The following is a 17,177-nucleotide window of genomic DNA, read 5'->3' as shown; positions in this document are numbered from 1 at the left end:
GAGTGAAACCGATGAAGCGCCACCTGATCTCGGCCGCCGACCTCACCCGCGACGACGCCCTCCTCGTGCTCGACACCGCCGAGGAGATGGCCCGCGTCGCCGACCGGCCCATCAAGAAGCTGCCCACCCTGCGCGGCCGCACGGTCGTCAACCTCTTCTTCGAGGACTCGACCCGCACCCGCATCTCCTTCGAGGCCGCCGCCAAGCGGCTGTCGGCCGACGTCATCAACTTCTCCGCCAAGGGCTCCTCGGTGTCCAAGGGCGAGTCACTGAAGGACACCGCTCTCACCCTGGAGGCCATGGGCGCCGACGCCGTCGTCATCCGCCACCACATGTCCGGCGCCCCGCACCGGCTGGCGTACTCCGACTGGATCGGCGGCAGCGTCGTCAACGCCGGCGACGGCACCCACGAGCACCCCACGCAGGCGCTGCTGGACGCCTTCACCATGCGCCGCCACCTCTCCGCCCCCGGCCGCGACCTGGCCGGCCGCCGCATCACGATCGTCGGCGACGTGCTGCACAGCCGGGTGGCCCGCTCCAACGTGCTGCTGCTCACCACGCTCGGCGCCGAGGTCACCCTGGTGGCGCCGCCCACCCTGCTGCCGATCGGCGTCGAGGACTGGCCCTGCGAGGTCTCCTACGACCTGGACGCGGTGCTCGCCAAGTCCGACGCCGTGATGATGCTGCGCGTCCAGCGCGAGCGCATGAACGCCGCCTTCTTCCCCACCGAGCGCGAGTACTCCCGCCGCTACGGCCTCGACGGCCTGCGCATGGCCGCGCTGCCCGAGCACGCCGTCGTGATGCACCCCGGCCCGATGAACCGCGGCATGGAGATCACCGCCGAGGTCGCCGACTCGCCGCGCTGCACCGCCGTCGAGCAGGTGAAGAACGGCGTCAGCATCCGCATGGCCGTCCTGTACCTGCTGCTCGGCGGCGCCGAGCCCGCCGTCTCCGCCCCCGCCCCCGCCCGCACCGAGGAGAACAACCAAGCATGAGCGCGACCCCGAAGACGCTGATCCGCGGCGCGAGGATCCTCGGCGGCGAGCCGCAGGACGTCCTGATCGACGGCGAGACCATCGCCGAGACCGGCACGGGCCTGACCGCTCCCGAGGGCGCCACCGTGGTCGAGGCCGCGGGCAAGGTCCTCCTGCCGGGCCTGGTCGACCTCCACACCCACCTGCGCGAGCCCGGCCGCGAGGACTCCGAGACCGTCCTCACCGGCACCCGCTCCGCCGCCGCCGGCGGCTACACCGCCGTCCACGCGATGGCCAACACCTTCCCCGTCGCCGACACCGCCGGCGTCGTCGAGCAGGTCTGGCGGCTCGGCCGCGAGCACGGCTACTGCGACGTCCAGCCGGTCGGCGCCGTCACCGTGGGCCTGGAGGGCAAGAAGCTCGCCGAGCTGGGCGCGATGGCCGACTCCGCCGCCGGTGTGCGGGTCTTCTCCGACGACGGCAAGTGCGTCGACGACGCCGTGATCATGCGCCGCGCCCTGGAGTACGTGAAGGCCTTCGACGGGGTCGTCGCCCAGCACGCCCAGGAGCCCCGGCTGACCGAGGGCGCGCAGATGAACGAGGGCGTCGTCTCCGGCGAGCTGGGTCTGACCGGCTGGCCGGCCGTCGCCGAGGAGTCGATCATCGCCCGCGACGTGCTGCTCGCGGCGCACGTCGGCTCCCGCGTGCACATCTGCCACCTGTCCACGGCCGGCTCCGTGGAGATCGTCCGCTGGGCCAAGTCCAAGGGCTGGGACGTCACCGCCGAGGTCACCCCGCACCACCTGCTCCTCACCGACGAGCTGGTGCGCACCTACAACCCGGTCTACAAGGTGAACCCGCCGCTGCGCACCGAGGCCGACGTCATGGCGCTGCGCGAGGCGCTCGCCGACGGCACCATCGACTGCGTCGCCACCGACCACGCCCCGCACCCGCACGAGGACAAGGACTGCGAGTGGGGCGCGGCGGCCATGGGCATGATCGGCCTGGAGACGGCGCTGTCGGTCGTCCAGCACGCGATGGTGGACACCGGGCTGCTCGACTGGGCCGGCGTCGCCGACCGGATGTCGTTCCGCCCCGCGGCGATCGGCCGCCTCGCCGGCCACGGACGGCCCGTCTCGGCTGGTGAGCCCGCGAACCTCACGCTGGTCGATCCGGCATACCGTGGTGAGGTGAATCCCGCGGGCTTCGCCTCCCGCAGCCGCAACACCCCCTACGAGGGTCTGGAGCTGCCGGGCCAGGTGTTCGCCACGTTCCTGCGGGGCAAGGCGACGGTCATGGACGGGAAGCTCTCGTGACACCTCTGGTACTCATCGCGGCGGAGGGGAAGCACTCCGCCGAGGTCACCGACTGGTCGGCCCGCATCGGCTGGGTCGTCGGGCTGCTGCTCCTCATCGCCCTCGTCTACTGGCTGATGCGCCAGGGCTGGAAGTGGCGCGGCACCCTCCAGAGCGACCTGCCCGGCCTCCCCACCGCACCCGAGGAGCCCGGCGAGCCCCGGCCCGCCCTGCTGACGATGAGCGGCCGCTACCACGGCAGCACCACCGCCGGTCAATGGCTGGACCGGATCGTCGCCCACGGGCTGGGCGTGCGCAGCCGGGCCGAGCTCACCCTCACCGACCGGGGGCTGGACGTCCGGCGCACGGGCGCGCCGAGCTTCTTCGTCCCGGCCGCCGTCCTGCGCGGCGCCCGCCTCGACAAGGGGATCGCCGGCAAGGTCCTGACCGAGGGCGGCCTGCTGGTGGTCACCTGGGCGCACGGCGACCGGCTGATCGACTCCGGCTTCCGCTCGGACCACGCAGCCGAGCACGCCGCGTGGGTCGAGGCCCTGAACACCCTTACGCACGACCAGGAAGGCGCACGATGACGACCTCCACCCAGCGGCCCGCGAGGGTCCCTGCCGTACTCGTCCTGGAGGACGGCCGCACCTTCCGCGGCCGCGCCTACGGGGCCGTGGGGGAGACCTTCGGCGAGGCCGTCTTCTCCACCGGCATGACCGGCTACCAGGAGACCCTGACCGACCCCTCGTACCACCGCCAGGTGGTCGTCATGACCGCCCCCCACGTCGGCAACACCGGCGTCAACGACGAGGACCCCGAGTCCTCCCGCATCTGGGTGGCCGGCTACGTCGTCCGCGACCCCGCGCGCGTGCCGTCCAACTGGCGCTCGCGCCGCACCCTGGACGAGGAGCTGACCCGCCAGGGCGTCGTCGGCATCAGCGGCATCGACACCCGGGCGCTCACCCGTCACCTGCGCGAGCGCGGCGCCATGCGGGTCGGCATCTTCTCCGGCGACAAGGCGCTGGCCGACGAGGCCGCGCTCCTGGCCGCGGTGCAGGACAGCCCTCAGATGAAGGGCGCCGACCTGTCCGCCGAGGTCGCCACCGACGAGCCGTACGTCGTCCCGGCGATCGGCGAGAAGAAGTTCACCGTCGCCGCGATCGACCTCGGCATCAAGGGGATGACCCCGCAGCGCATGGCCGAGCGCGGCATCGAGGTGCACGTGCTGCCCGCCGGCACCACCCTCGACGAGGTCTACGCGGTCGGCCCCGACGGCGTCTTCCTCTCCAACGGGCCCGGCGACCCGGCCACCGCGGACCTGACCGTCATCCAGGGCGTCCTGGAGCGGAAGACCCCGCTGTTCGGCATCTGCTTCGGCAACCAGCTGCTCGGCCGCGCCGTCGGCTTCGGCACGTACAAGCTGAAGTACGGCCACCGCGGCATCAACCAGCCGGTGCAGGACCGTTCCACCGGCAAGGTCGAGGTCACCGCCCACAACCACGGCTTCGCCGTGGACGCGCCGCTCGACCAGGTCACCGACACCCCGTACGGGCGGGTCGAGGTCTCCCACGTCTGCCTCAACGACAACGTGGTCGAGGGCCTGCGGCTGCTCGACACCCCCGCCTTCAGCGTCCAGTACCACCCCGAGGCCGCCGCAGGTCCGCACGACGCCGCGTACCTGTTCGACCGCTTCGTGAAGCTCATGGAGGGCCAGCGTGCCTAAGCGCACCGATATCCAGTCCGTCCTGGTCATCGGCTCCGGCCCGATCGTCATCGGCCAGGCCGCCGAGTTCGACTACTCCGGCACCCAGGCCTGCCGCGTCCTGCGCGCCGAGGGCCTGCGGGTGATCCTGGTCAACTCCAACCCGGCCACGATCATGACCGATCCGGAGATCGCCGACGCCACCTATGTGGAGCCGATCACCCCGGAGTTCGTCGAGAAGATCATCGCCAAGGAGCGCCCCGACGCGCTCCTGCCCACCCTCGGCGGCCAGACCGCGCTCAACACCGCGATCTCGCTCCACACCGCGGGCGTCCTCGACAAGTACGGCGTCGAGCTGATCGGCGCCAACGTCGAGGCCATCAACAAGGGCGAGGACCGCGACCTGTTCAAGGACGTCGTCGCGGCCGTCAACGCCAAGATCGGCCACGGCGAGTCCGCCCGCTCGGTCATCTGCCACACCATGGACGAGGTGATCGCCGGCGTCGGCACCCTCGGCGGCTACCCGGTCGTCGTCCGCCCGTCGTTCACCATGGGCGGCGCCGGCTCCGGCTTCGCCCACGACGAGGAGGAACTGCGCCGCATCGCCGGCCAGGGACTCACGCTCTCCCCGACCACCGAGGTGCTCCTGGAGGAGTCCATCCTCGGCTGGAAGGAGTACGAGCTGGAGCTGATGCGCGACAAGCACGACAACGTCGTGGTCGTCTGCTCCATCGAGAACTTCGACCCCATGGGCGTGCACACCGGCGACTCCATCACCGTCGCGCCCGCCATGACGCTGACCGACCGCGAGTACCAGATCCTGCGCGACATCGGCATCGCCGTCATCCGCGAGGTCGGCGTGGACACCGGTGGCTGCAACATCCAGTTCGCGGTCGATCCCGAGGACGGCCGGGTCATCGTCATCGAGATGAACCCGCGCGTCTCCCGCTCCTCGGCGCTCGCCTCCAAGGCGACGGGCTTCCCGATCGCCAAGATCGCCGCCAAGCTCGCCGTCGGCTACACCCTCGACGAGATCCCCAACGACATCACCGAGCAGACCCCGGCCTCCTTCGAGCCGACGCTCGACTACGTCGTCGTGAAGGTGCCGCGCTTCGCCTTCGAGAAGTTCCCGGCCGCCGACGCCACCCTCACCACCACCATGAAGTCGGTCGGCGAGGCCATGGCGATCGGCCGCAACTTCCCCGAGGCGCTGCAGAAGGCGCTGCGTTCCCTGGAGAAGAAGGGCAGCCAGTTCGCCTTCACCGGCGACCCCGGCCACAAGGGCGAGCTGCTGCTCGCCGCCGTACGCCCCACCGACGGCCGGATCAACACCGTCATGCAGGCGATCCGGGCGGGCGCCACCCCGCAGGAGGTCTTCGACGCCACGAAGATCGACCCCTGGTTCGTCGACCAGCTCTTCCTGATCAAGGAGACCGCCGACGAGCTGGCGGCCGCCGACAAGCTCGACCCCGAGCTGCTCGCCGAGGCCAAGCGCTACGGCTTCTCCGACGCCCAGCTCGCCGCGATCCGCGGCCTGCGCGAGGACGTCGTCCGCGAGGTCCGGCACGCGCTGGGCGTACGGCCGGTCTACAAGACGGTCGACACCTGCGCCGCCGAGTTCGCCGCCCGCACCCCGTACTTCTACTCGTCCTACGACGAGGAGAGCGAGGTCGCCCCGCGCGAGAAGCCAGCGGTCATCATCCTGGGCTCGGGCCCGAACCGCATCGGCCAGGGCATCGAGTTCGACTACTCGTGCGTGCACGCCTCCTTCGCGCTGAGCGACGCCGGCTACGAGACCGTCATGGTCAACTGCAACCCCGAGACCGTCTCCACCGACTACGACACTTCCGACCGGCTCTACTTCGAGCCGCTCACCCTGGAGGACGTCCTGGAGATCGTCCACGCCGAGCAGCAGGCCGGCCCGGTCGCGGGCGTCGTCGTCCAGCTCGGCGGCCAGACCCCGCTGGGCCTCGCGCAGGCGCTGAAGGACAACGGCGTGCCGGTCGTCGGCACCTCGCCCGAGGCGATCCACCTCGCCGAGGACCGCGGCGCCTTCGGCCGCGTCCTGGACCGGGCGGGCCTGCCCGCCCCCAAGCACGGCACGGCCACCACCTTCGAGGAGGCCAAGGCCATCGCCGACGAGATCGGCTACCCGGTCCTGGTGCGCCCCTCGTACGTGCTCGGCGGCCGCGGCATGGAGATCGTCTACGACGAGACCCGCCTCGCCTCCTACATCGCCGAGTCCACCGAGATCGGCCCGGACCGCCCGGTGCTGGTCGACCGCTTCCTCGACGACGCCATCGAGATCGACGTCGACGCGCTCTACGACGGCCACGAGCTCTACCTGGGCGGCGTCATGGAGCACATCGAGGAGGCCGGCATCCACTCCGGCGACTCCGCGTGCGCCCTGCCCCCGATCACCCTCGGCGGCCACGACGTCAAGCGGCTGCGCGCCTCCACCGAGGCGATCGCCAGGGGCGTCGGCGTCCAGGGCCTGATCAACATCCAGTTCGCCCTGGCCGGGGACATCCTCTACGTGCTGGAGGCCAACCCGCGCGCCTCCCGCACCGTCCCCTTCACCTCCAAGGCGACGGCGGTCCCGCTGGCCAAGGCGGCCGCGCGCATCTCGCTCGGCGCCACCATCGCCGAGCTGCGCGCCGAGGGACTGCTCCCGGCGCACGGCGACGGCGGCACCCTGCCCCTGGACGCGCCGATCTCCGTCAAGGAGGCCGTGCTGCCCTGGAGCCGCTTCCGCGACGTGCACGGCCGGGGCGTCGACACCGTCCTCGGCCCGGAGATGCGCTCCACCGGCGAGGTCATGGGCATCGACTCGGTCTTCGGCACGGCGTACGCCAAGTCGCAGGCCGCCGCCTACGGCGCGCTGCCGACCAAGGGACGCGCCTTCGTCTCCGTCGCCAACCGCGACAAGCGCGCGCTGATCTTCCCGGCCCGCGCGCTGGTCGAGCACGGCTTCGAGCTGCTGGCCACCTCCGGCACCGCCGAGGTGCTCAAGCGCAACGGCATCGAGGCCACCGTGGTGCGCAAGAAGAGCGAGGGCACCGGCCCCAACGGCGAGCCGACCATCATCGAGCTCATCCACGAGGGCGCCATCGACCTGATCGTCAACACCCCCTTCGGTACCGGCGGCCGCCTCGACGGCTACGACATCCGCACCGCGGCCGTCGCCCGCGGCGTGCCGTGCCTGACGACGGTGCAGGCGCTCGCCGCCGCCGTCCAGGGCGTCGACGCGCTGAACCGCGGCGACGTCGGGGTCCGCTCCCTGCAGGAACACGCGGAACACCTGACCGCCGCCCGCGAGGCGTAGGCCGAGGAGGGGGACACCGGACCGGTGTCCCCCTCTTCACGAGCCCCCGCCCCGTCGTCCGCCGTGGAAGGCCCCGCATGTACTCCCTGCTGTTCACCCTGTTCTTCAAGCGCCTCGACCCCGAGCGGGCGCACCACCTCGCCTTCGGATGGATCCGCCTCGCCGCCCGGATCCCGGTCCTGCGCACCCTCGCCGCCGCGCTGCTCGCGCCCCGGCACCCGGCCCTGCGCACCGAGGCGCTGGGCCGCCGGATGCACGGTCCCTTCGGGCTCGCCGCCGGTTTCGACAAGAACGCCGTCGGCATTGACGGGCTCACCATGCTCGGCTTCGACCACGTCGAGATCGGCACCGTCACCGCCCAGCCGCAGCCCGGCAACCCCCGGCAGCGGCTCTTCCGCCTGGTCGCCGACCGCGCCCTGATCAACCGCATGGGCTTCAACAACGAGGGCTCGGCCGCGGTCGCCGCCCGCCTGGCCGCCCGCGAGGCGGTCTTCCCGGCCACGGTCGGCGTCAACATCGGCAAGACCAAGGTCGTCCCGGAGGAGGAGGCGGTCGCGGACTACGTGACCTCCACCGAGCGGCTCGCCCGGCACGCCGACTACCTCGTCGTCAACGTCTCGTCGCCGAACACCCCCGGACTGCGGAACCTGCAGGCCGTCGAGCACCTCCGCCCCCTGCTCGGCGCCGTGCGCGAGGCGGCCGACCGCACCGTCACCGGCCGCCGCGTCCCCCTGCTGGTCAAGATCGCCCCCGACCTCGCGGACGAGGACGTGGACGCCGTCGCCGACCTCGCCCTCGAACTCGGGCTGGACGGCATCATCGCCACCAACACCACCGTCGCCCGCGACGGTCTCGGCCTGCGCTCGGACGCCGCCCTGGTCAAGGAGACCGGCGGCCTGTCCGGCGCCCCCCTCAAGGACCGCTCCCTGGAGGTGCTGCGCCGCCTGTACGCCCGCACCGGCGACCGCATCACCCTCGTCGGGGTGGGCGGGGTCGAGACCGCCGAGGACGTCTGGCAGCGCATCCTGGCCGGCGCCACCCTGGTGCAGGGCTACAGCGCCTTCGTGTACCGGGGCCCCTTCTGGTGCCGCAATGTCCACCGTGACCTCGCGGCGTTGCTGCAGGCCAGCCCGTACGCCACCCTCGCCGACGCCGTCGGCGCCGAGACCCGGAAGGCAGCCACCCCGCGATGAACCCCGAGCCCTTCGGCGCCAGGCTGCGCCGCGCCATGGACACCCGCGGACCGCTCTGCGTCGGCATCGACCCGCACTCCTCCCTGCTCTCCGCCTGGGGCCTGCAGGACGACGTCGCCGGCCTGGAGCGCTTCACCCGCACCGTGGTGGAGGCGCTGGCCGACCGGGTCGCCGTCCTCAAGCCGCAGAGCGCGTTCTTCGAGCGCTTCGGCTCCCGCGGCATCGCCGTCCTGGAGACGGCCGTCGCCGAGGCCCGGGCGGCCGGCGCCCTGGTGCTGATGGACGCCAAGCGCGGCGACATCGGCTCCACCATGGCCGCGTACGCCACCGCGTACCTCGACCCCGCCTCGTCGCTGTTCTCGGACGCGGTCACCGTCAGCCCGTACCTGGGGTTCGGCTCGCTGCGGCCCGCCCTGGACGCCGCCCGGGCGAGCGGCAGCGGCGTGTTCGTGCTCGCCCTGACCTCCAATCCGGAGGGCGCCGAGGTGCAGCGGTCAACCGCGGCGGGCGGCGCGTCCCTCGCCCAGGTGATGCTGAACCACATCGCGGCCGAGAACGAGGGTGACGTCCCGCTCGGATCGGTCGGCGCGGTCGTCGGCGCCACCCTCGGTGAGGCGGGTGTGGACCTCGCCGTGAACGGGCCCCTCCTCGCCCCCGGGATCGGCGCCCAGGGGGCCACCGCGGCCGACCTCCCCAGGGTGTTCGGGGAGGGGGTGCGCAACGTCGTGCCGAGCGTCAGCAGGGGTGTGCTGAAGCTCGGACCGTCGGTCGCGGCGCTCCGCGAGGCGGCCGAAAGGGAGGTCGCGGAACTCGCCTCGGTCGTCAAGTAGCGGTCAAGACGTCCGGAAACCTGCGCAGATTTGTCCCAAAAGTCCTGGTCGGTTGACGCTGACCAGGACTTTTCTTCTTGTTTGCGCTGACTGCGGCCGCTGGGGCCGCTAGTCTCCGACGAGAGCGCGCAAGGTGCGCGTTTCACGTTGCCCCTGCAGGTGGGGGGCGACTAGGTTCCACACCGGTCCGTATCCGACAGTTCTACTTCCGAGGTGACGTAGGCGTGGCTCTTCCGCCCCTTACCCCTGAACAGCGCGCTGCCGCGCTCGAGAAGGCCGCCGCGGCTCGCCGGGAGCGCGCCGAGGTCAAGAATCGACTCAAGCACTCCGGCGCCTCGCTGCACGAGGTCATCAAGCAGGGCCAGGAGAACGACGTCATCGGCAAGATGAAGGTCTCCGCCCTCCTGGAGTCCCTGCCCGGCGTGGGCAAGGTCCGCGCCAAGCAGATCATGGAGCGGCTCGGCATCTCCGAGAGCCGCCGGGTCCGCGGGCTCGGCTCCAACCAGATCGCATCCCTGGAGCGCGAGTTCGGCAGCCCCGCTGTCTGACGTTCCCAGCACCCTCCGGGAACCGGGATAATCGCTCCATGAGTGAACGTCCGCGGCTGACCGTGCTCTCCGGCCCCTCGGGGGTCGGCAAGAGCACGGTCGTCGCTCATATGCGCACAGTCCACCCCGAGGTCTGGCTCTCCGTGTCGGCCACCACCCGCAAGCCCCGCCCCGGCGAGGAACACGGGGTGCACTACTTCTTCGTCGAGAACGACGAGTTCGACAAGCTCGTCGCCAACGGCGAACTGCTGGAGTGGGCCGAGTTCGCGGGGAACCGGTACGGCACCCCGCGCCAGGCGGTGCTGGAGCGCCTCGAGGCCGGCGAGCCGGTCCTGCTGGAGATCGACCTGCAGGGCGCCCGCCAGGTCCGGGACTCGATGCCCGAGGCCCAGCTGGTCTTCCTCGCACCGCCGAGCTGGGACGAGCTGGTCCGCCGGCTCACCGGCCGGGGCACCGAGGCCCCCGACGTCATCGAGCGCCGGCTGGAGGCCGCGCGGGTCGAACTGGCGGCCGAGCCGGAGTTCGACACCACCCTGGTGAACACCTCCGTCGAGGACGTCGCGCGCGAGCTGCTAGCCTTGATGGCCGTAGTCTGATCTTTTTGCACCCAATCGGAAGGTAGAGCGTGTCCTCTTCCATCACCACGCCCGAGGGCATCATCAACCCGCCGATCGACGAGCTGCTCGAGGCCACCGACTCGAAGTACAGCCTCGTGATCTACGCGGCCAAGCGTGCCCGTCAGATCAACGCCTACTACTCGCAGCTCGGCGAGGGCCTGCTCGAGTACGTCGGCCCGCTCGTGGACACCCACGTGCACGAGAAGCCGCTGTCGATCGCGCTGCGTGAGATCAACGCGGGTCTGCTGACCTCCGAGGCCGTCGAGGGCCCGGTCCAGTAACCGCGCCCAGGCGTCAGACCACGGGCCCGGCGGTACGACCGCCGGGCCCGTGGTGTGTCATGGGGTAGTACCCACCACGGTCCAACACAGCGCGGGAGAGGCGATGGGGAAGCCACAGGTCGTCCTGGGCGTGAGCGGCGGGATCGCCGCCTACAAGGCGTGCGAGCTGCTGCGCCGGTTCACCGAGTCGGGACACGAGGTACGTGTCGTGCCCACGGCCTCGGCGCTGCACTTCGTCGGCGAGGCCACGTGGTCGGCGCTGTCCGGCAACCCCGTCTCGACCGAGGTGTGGGAGAGCGTCCACGAGGTGCCGCACGTGCGCATCGGGCAGGGCGCGGACCTCGTCGTGGTCGCCCCGGCCACCGCCGACGTGCTGGCCAAGGCGGCCCACGGGCTCGCCGACGACCTGCTGACCAACACCCTGCTCACCGCGCGCTGCCCCGTGGTGTTCGCGCCCGCCATGCACACCGAGATGTGGGAGCACGCGGCCACCCAGGAGAACGTGGCGACCCTGCGCCGCCGCGGCGCCATCGTGCTGGAACCCGCGGTCGGGCGGCTCACCGGCGTCGACACCGGCAAGGGCCGGCTGCCCGAGCCCGCGGAGATCTTCGAGGCCTGCCGCCGGGTGCTGCTGCGCGGCCCCCGCGCGCTGGAGACCGACCTGGCCGGGCGCCACGTCGTCATCAGCGCCGGCGGCACCCGCGAGCCCCTCGACCCGGTCCGCTACCTGGGCAACCGCTCGTCCGGCAAGCAGGGCTACGCCCTCGCCCGTACGGCCCTGGCCCGCGGCGCCAGGGTCACCCTGGTCTCCGCCAACACCGGACTCGCCGACCCGGCCGGGGCGGACGTGGTGCGCGTCGGCACGGCGGTGCAGCTGCGCGAGGCCGTGCTGAAGGCCGCGTCCGACGCCGACGTGGTGGTGATGGCGGCCGCCGTCGCCGACTTCCGCCCCGCGCGGTACGTCGAGGGCAAGATCAAGAAGAAGGACGGCGAGGAGCCCGCGCCCCTGGTGCTGGTGCGCAACCCGGACGTGCTCGCCGAGCTCTCAGCCGAACGGCCGCACCCCGCGCAGATCGTCGTGGGCTTCGCCGCCGAGACCGACGACGTCCTGGCCAACGGCCGTGCCAAGCTCGCCCGCAAGGGGTGCGACCTGCTGGTCGTCAACGAGGTGGGCGACCACAAGGCCTTCGGGTCGGAGGAGAACGAGGCCGTCGTGCTCGGCGCCGACGGCAGCGAGACCGCCGTGCCGTACGGGCCGAAGGAGGCCCTGGCCGAGCAGGTGTGGGACCTGGTCGTCGCCCGTCTGACCTGACGACACTCCGGGACGGTGCGTGTGCGCTACTGGCGTTCCGCCCCGAGGTGATGCACAGTGTCGCAGGTCACGGCATATCCAAGGTGCGAGATGCCGTGTCCCTGCGCATGAGTCGGACGATAAACTGACCCATGGCCCGCCGGGCGCAGCCCCGCGCGAGCCGCCAACGATCAGCCAGCAGCCGCTGCAACCCCAGGGAGCGATGTGTCCCGCCGCCTGTTCACCTCGGAGTCCGTGACCGAGGGTCACCCCGACAAGATCGCTGACCAGATCAGCGACACGATCCTCGACGCCCTGCTCAAGGAGGACCCCTCCTCGCGCGTCGCCGTCGAGACGTTGATCACCACCGGTCTGGTGCATGTCGCCGGAGAGGTCACCACCAAGGGGTACGCGGACATCGCGACCCTGGTGCGGAACAAGATCCTCGACATCGGCTACGACTCGTCGAAGAAGGGCTTCGACGGCGCGTCCTGCGGTGTCTCGGTCTCCATCGGTGCGCAGTCCCCGGACATCGCGCAGGGTGTCGACACGGCGTACGAGAGCCGGGTCGAGGGCGACGACGACGAGCTCGACCGGCAGGGCGCGGGCGACCAGGGTCTGATGTTCGGCTACGCCTGCGACGAGACCCCCGAGCTGATGCCGCTCCCGATCACCCTGGCGCACCGGCTCTCCCGGCGGCTGACCGAGGTCCGCAAGAACGGGACCATCCCCTACCTGCGGCCCGACGGCAAGACCCAGGTCACCATCGAGTACAACGACGACAAGGCCGTGCGCCTCGACACCGTCGTCGTCTCCTCGCAGCACGCCAGCGACATCGACCTGGAGTCGCTGCTCGCCCCCGACATCCGCGAGTTCGTCGTGGAGCCGGAGCTGAAGGCGCTGCTCGACGACGGCATCAAGATCGACACCGACGGGTACCGGCTGCTGGTCAACCCCACCGGGCGCTTCGAGATCGGCGGCCCGATGGGCGACGCCGGCCTCACCGGCCGCAAGATCATCATCGACACCTACGGCGGCATGGCCCGTCACGGTGGCGGCGCCTTCTCCGGCAAGGACCCGTCCAAGGTCGACCGCTCCGCCGCCTACGCCATGCGCTGGGTCGCCAAGAACGTCGTCGCCGCGGGCCTCGCCTCGCGCTGCGAGGTCCAGGTCGCCTACGCGATCGGCAAGGCCGAGCCCGTCGGCCTGTTCGTGGAGACCTTCGGCACCCACACCGTGGACCACGAGAAGATCGAGCAGGCCATCGGCCAGGTCTTCGACCTCCGCCCGGCCGCGATCATCCGCGACCTCGAACTGCTCCGCCCGATCTACGCCCAGACCGCGGCGTACGGCCACTTCGGCCGTGAGCTGCCGGACTTCACCTGGGAGCGCACCGACCGCGTCGAGGCGCTGCGCCGGGCGGCCGGCCTCTAGGCCCGTACCCCTGGCCTGACGACGGCCCCGGACCCGCGCGGTCCGGGGCCGTCGGCGTGCGCGGGAGCGCCGGGAACGGGTGTGAGCCGCGGGAGTGGGCGTGACCGTGCCGGCCCGTCTGCGGACTCCGCCGGCGCCGTCGCACGGGGCGAGCGACGCGTGCTCGCGGGCCCGCCCGGCACCCGGGGCGGGGCCGGGTGTCCGAGGCTTCTGGTAACACTGAGGCTGTGAGCAGCGAGGACGACCGCCAGGTGTCCCCGGCGGCGGAGCCGCACGGGGGAGAGCAGCTCGCGCTCATCCGGGAGACGGTGCGCAAGGCCAAGGAGCCCCGCGCGAAGCCGCGCACCTGGCGGGGGGCGGCGCTGGCCGAAGGGCTGCCGGTGGCGCGCGTGCTGGTCGACAAGGGCCTGCTCCACCTCGACCAGTACTTCGACTACGCGGTTCCCGCCGCCATGGACGACGAAGCGCGGCCCGGCGTGCGCGTCCGCGTGCGGTTCGGCGGCCGGGTGGGCAAGGGCGGCCGCCGCGAGGGCGGCGAACTGCACGACGGCTTCATCGTGGACCGGCTGACCGAGAGCGACTACCGCGGCCCGCTCGCCCCGCTCGCCCAGGTCCTGTCGCCCGAGGAGGTGCTGACCCCCGGCCTGCTCCGGCTGTGCCGGGCCGTCGCCGACCGCTACGCGGGGGCCCTCGCCGACATCGTCCAGCTCGCGGTGCCTCCGCGCCGGGCCAAGGTCGAGGCGGAGCCGGTACGGGATCCGCTGCCGGCGCCCCGCCCGCCCGAGCCGGGGCCGTGGCGGCGCTACCCGACCGGGCCGGCGTTCCTGCAGGCACTGGCCCGCGGGGACACCCCGCGGGCGGTGTGGACGGCACTGCCCGGGCCGTACTGGCCCGAGGAGATCGCCCGCGCCATGGCGGCGGCGCTCGCCTCGGGACGCGGGGCGCTCGCCGTCGTGCCGGACGGTCGCGCGGCCGCCCGGGTCGACGAGGCGCTGACCGCGATGGTCGGCGAGGGACGGCATGTGCTGCTGACCGCCGACGCCGGGCCGGAGGAGCGGTACCGCCGCTGGCTCGCGGTGAGCCGGGGCAGCGTACGCGCCGTCGTCGGCACCCGGGCCGCGATGTTCGCGCCGGTGGCCGACCTCGGACTCGCCGTGCTCTGGGACGACGGGGACTCCAGCCACGCCGAGCAGCACGCGCCGCAGCCGCACGCCCGGGACGTCCTGCTGCTGCGCGCCACCGAGGAACGGGCGGGCTTCCTGCTCGGCGGCCTCACCTGCACCGTGGAGGGCGCCCAACTGGTCGACACCCAGTGGGCCTTGCCGCTGACCGCGCCGCGCGAGCGGGTGCGCGCCGCCGCGCCCATGGTCCGTACGGTCGGCGAGGGCGACGAGGCGCGGGACGCCGCCGCGCGCGCGGCACGACTGCCGTCGGTGGCCTGGCAGGTGACGCGGGACGCACTGCAGCGCGGCCCGGTGCTCGTGCAGGTGCCCCGGCGGGGCTACGTGCCGCGGCTGGCCTGCGAGCGCTGCCGCGAACCCGCCCGGTGCGCGCACTGCGCGGGGCCGCTGCAGCTCGGCGACGGGGAGAGCGCGCCGCACTGCGGCTGGTGCGGGCGGCCAGAGGCGGGCTGGCACTGCAAGGAGTGCGGCGGGTTCCGGCTGCGCGCCCAGGTCGTCGGCGCCCGGCGCACCGCCGACGAACTGGGCCGGGCCTTCCCCAAGGTGCCGGTGCGGACCTCCGGCCGCGACGGCGTGCTGGCCTCCGTGCCGGGAACGCCCGCGCTGGTGATCTCGACCCCCGGCGCGGAACCCGTCGCCGAGAGCGGCTACGCGGCGGCGCTGCTGCTGGACGGCTGGGCCCTGCTCAACCGTCCGGACCTGCGGGCGGGGGAGGAGACCCTGCGCCGCTGGGCCGCCGCGGCGGCGCTGGTGCGCCCGGCCGGCGAGGGCGGCACCGTGGTCGTCATCGCGGAGCCCACGCTCCGTCCCGTGCAGGCCCTCGTCCGCTGGGACCCGGTCGGCCACGCCGTGCGGGAACTGGCGGAACGCGCCGAGCTGGGCTTCCCCCCGGTCTCCCGGATGGCCTCGGTCAGCGGCCGGCCCGCCGCCGTCGCCGACCTCTTGGCCACGGTCCGGTTGCCGGAGGGCACCGACGTCCTCGGCCCGGTGCCGCTGCCGATCACCGACCCCGCGCGGCCCCGCCGCTCCGGGGACACCCCACCCGGCGAACGCTGGGAACGCGTGCTGCTGCGTGTGCCGCCGGGCAACGGCGCCGCGCTGGCGGCCGCGCTGAAGTCCGCGCAGACCGCCCGCATAGCCCGCAAGGAGCCCGACCCGGTCCGGGTCCGCATCGACCCGCCCGACATCGGCTGACCGCCGGGCAGCCGGCGAAAGGGGTGAGCGGGGGAACAGGGGGAACGGGGAAAGTCGCTTGACGCCCCGGCCTAGGGTTTCGGGTATGACCAGCAGACTCCGACTGGCGGAGATCACCCCGGACAACGTCGACGCCGCGATGGCGCTCAAGGTCCGCCCCGACCAGGAACACCTGGTGGCGCCCGTCGTGAAGTCCCTCGCGGAGGCGTACGCGTACGGGGAGCGGGCCTGGCCGCGGCTGATCGTCGACGGCGAACGGAACGTCGGCTTCCTGATGGCCTTCTTCGACATCGACTTCTCGGCCGACGGGAGCGGCGCGGACCTCCGCTCCGGTCTGTGGCGCCTCGCCATCGCCGCGGGCGAACAGGGCCGCGGCTACGGGAGGTTCGCCGTCGGGTCCGTGGCGGATGAGGTCCGCCGCCGCGGCGGCAGCCGGGTCACCACCACCTGGCACCCCGGGGAGGACGGCCCGGAACGCTTCTACCTGGGGCTGGGCTTCCGCCCGACGGGGGAGTCAAGCGGCGGGCAGACCGTGGGGGCGCTGGAGTTGTAGCCGGCTCCCGGTCCGCGGTGCCCGCGGCGCACCGGCGGCCCTGACCGCGGTGCGTCCGTCCGCCCGTACGCGCGCCCGCCCCGGCGGCCGTCCTGTCGGCGTGGCGGGCGGCGGGGCGGGCGTGCCCGGGGAGCCGCCGGGTCAGCCCGTGCGCGGGGAGGGGACCGCGCCGGGGACGGCCTCGTCGCGGGCGGCGGGGGCGGTGTGCGCGGGCACGGCCCGGGCCGCCGGCACCGAGGGCACGACCGCCGGGGCGGGGGGTTCGCCGTGCACCTCCGTCGCAGCGGCTCCGGCCGGGGCCGAACGCCGGTTGCCGTACCGCCGGTGGACGGCCTGCTTGGTGACGCCCAGCGCGGAGCCGACGGCGTCCCAGCTGAAGCCGAGGGAGCGGTCGAACTCGACGGCCGCGGTCACCAGGGTCTCGACGCTGTCGCGCAGTTCCTGGGCGAGCCGGACGGTGGGGGCGGGGGCGCGGCCGTAGACCACGAATCCCGCGGACGGCCCGCCCCGCCGGGGACGGTAGACGTTGCCCAGCTGGGTGGTGAGGGTGCGCAGCGCGTCGACCTGTCGGCGGACCCGCTCGATGTCCCGCACCAGCAGGTGAAGGCTCGCCCTGGCCTGGGCGTCGTGAGTTGCGTGTTCGGGCATCAACTGGCCTCTCGAACCGGCTCTTGTGGGTCAAACTCCATTGACCAACGCGCCAGACTCCCGAGGAGTCACGCATAAGGGGCGCATCGAACCCTTCGGGGGGCGTGC

Annotated in this window: 15 protein-coding genes; 14 read left to right on the top strand and 1 reads right to left on the bottom strand. The window is 72.8% G+C overall.

The annotated features are described in order from the left end of the window. Window positions 1-11: 11 nt before the first annotated feature. The 14 genes from ACFZAU_RS26920 to ACFZAU_RS26855 all read left to right on the top strand — a co-directional run bounded on the left by ACFZAU_RS26920 (window position 12) and on the right by ACFZAU_RS26855 (window position 16,421). Window positions 12-995: an aspartate carbamoyltransferase catalytic subunit gene (locus ACFZAU_RS26920; protein ID WP_500554297.1), complete on the top strand. Its 984-nt coding sequence runs from the start codon at window positions 12-14 to the stop codon at window positions 993-995. Beyond that, window positions 992-2,290 (top strand): dihydroorotase, encoded by a 1,299-nt coding sequence (locus ACFZAU_RS26915; protein WP_500554296.1) that lies wholly within the window; start codon window positions 992-994, stop codon window positions 2,288-2,290. Before ACFZAU_RS26920 ends, ACFZAU_RS26915 begins: the two co-directional genes overlap by 4 nt. Next, window positions 2,287-2,859 carry a PH-like domain-containing protein gene (locus ACFZAU_RS26910; RefSeq protein ID WP_500554295.1) on the top strand — a complete coding sequence of 191 codons (573 nt, stop codon included), beginning with the start codon at window positions 2,287-2,289 and terminating at the stop codon, window positions 2,857-2,859. Before ACFZAU_RS26915 ends, ACFZAU_RS26910 begins: the two co-directional genes overlap by 4 nt. After that, window positions 2,856-3,995, top strand: a complete 1,140-nt coding sequence (gene carA / locus ACFZAU_RS26905; protein WP_500554294.1) for a glutamine-hydrolyzing carbamoyl-phosphate synthase small subunit — start codon at window positions 2,856-2,858, stop codon at window positions 3,993-3,995. Before ACFZAU_RS26910 ends, carA begins: the two co-directional genes overlap by 4 nt. After that, entirely contained in the window at window positions 3,988-7,299 is a 3,312-nt protein-coding gene (gene carB, locus ACFZAU_RS26900) for a carbamoyl-phosphate synthase large subunit (protein WP_500554293.1), read from the top strand. The genes carA and carB overlap by 8 nt, the downstream gene beginning before the upstream one ends. 77 nt (window positions 7,300-7,376) lie before the next feature. Continuing rightward, on the top strand, window positions 7,377-8,492 hold the full coding sequence (locus ACFZAU_RS26895; protein WP_500554292.1) for a quinone-dependent dihydroorotate dehydrogenase: 1,116 nt from the start codon (window positions 7,377-7,379) through the stop codon (window positions 8,490-8,492). Then, complete coding sequence (pyrF, locus tag ACFZAU_RS26890) at window positions 8,489-9,322, top strand: orotidine-5'-phosphate decarboxylase (protein WP_500554291.1); 834 nt, start codon at window positions 8,489-8,491, stop codon at window positions 9,320-9,322. The genes ACFZAU_RS26895 and pyrF overlap by 4 nt, the downstream gene beginning before the upstream one ends. A 224-nt stretch (window positions 9,323-9,546) precedes the next feature. After that, window positions 9,547-9,870 carry an integration host factor gene (locus ACFZAU_RS26885; RefSeq protein ID WP_089227789.1) on the top strand — a complete coding sequence of 108 codons (324 nt, stop codon included), beginning with the start codon at window positions 9,547-9,549 and terminating at the stop codon, window positions 9,868-9,870. 38 nt (window positions 9,871-9,908) lie between these two features. After that, window positions 9,909-10,466 carry a guanylate kinase gene (gene gmk / locus ACFZAU_RS26880; protein ID WP_499603338.1) on the top strand — a complete coding sequence of 186 codons (558 nt, stop codon included), beginning with the start codon at window positions 9,909-9,911 and terminating at the stop codon, window positions 10,464-10,466. Between the two features lie 29 nt (window positions 10,467-10,495). Continuing rightward, window positions 10,496-10,768: a DNA-directed RNA polymerase subunit omega gene (gene rpoZ / locus ACFZAU_RS26875; protein WP_018564174.1), complete on the top strand. Its 273-nt coding sequence runs from the start codon at window positions 10,496-10,498 to the stop codon at window positions 10,766-10,768. 103 nt (window positions 10,769-10,871) lie between these two features. Beyond that, window positions 10,872-12,080, top strand: coding sequence for a bifunctional phosphopantothenoylcysteine decarboxylase/phosphopantothenate--cysteine ligase CoaBC (coaBC, locus tag ACFZAU_RS26870; RefSeq protein ID WP_499603337.1), 1,209 nt, complete (start codon window positions 10,872-10,874; stop codon window positions 12,078-12,080). Window positions 12,081-12,284: 204 nt separating this feature from the next. Next, window positions 12,285-13,493 carry a methionine adenosyltransferase gene (metK, locus tag ACFZAU_RS26865; RefSeq protein WP_499603336.1) on the top strand — a complete coding sequence of 403 codons (1,209 nt, stop codon included), beginning with the start codon at window positions 12,285-12,287 and terminating at the stop codon, window positions 13,491-13,493. Window positions 13,494-13,720: 227 nt separating this feature from the next. Continuing rightward, entirely contained in the window at window positions 13,721-15,868 is a 2,148-nt protein-coding gene (locus tag ACFZAU_RS26860) for a primosomal protein N' (protein ID WP_500554290.1), read from the top strand. Window positions 15,869-15,953: 85 nt separating this feature from the next. Further along, complete coding sequence (locus ACFZAU_RS26855) at window positions 15,954-16,421, top strand: GNAT family N-acetyltransferase (RefSeq protein ID WP_500554289.1); 468 nt, start codon at window positions 15,954-15,956, stop codon at window positions 16,419-16,421. A 141-nt stretch (window positions 16,422-16,562) separates the two neighbouring features. On the opposite strand, the gene ACFZAU_RS26850 is transcribed toward ACFZAU_RS26855, so the two are convergent. Beyond that, the gene (locus ACFZAU_RS26850) at window positions 16,563-17,069 is read right to left on the bottom strand and encodes a hypothetical protein (RefSeq protein WP_500554288.1); all 507 of its coding nucleotides are present in this window, start codon (window positions 17,067-17,069) and stop codon (window positions 16,563-16,565) included. Between the last annotated feature and the right edge of the window lie 108 nt (window positions 17,070-17,177).

Origin of the sequence: Streptomyces sp. NPDC008238, assembly GCF_042956445.1 — a bacterium.
GTDB lineage: Bacteria > Actinomycetota > Actinomycetes > Streptomycetales > Streptomycetaceae > Actinacidiphila.
The sequence above is the reverse complement of the archived record's forward strand: the minus strand, read 5'-3'. Positions and strand labels throughout refer to the sequence as shown.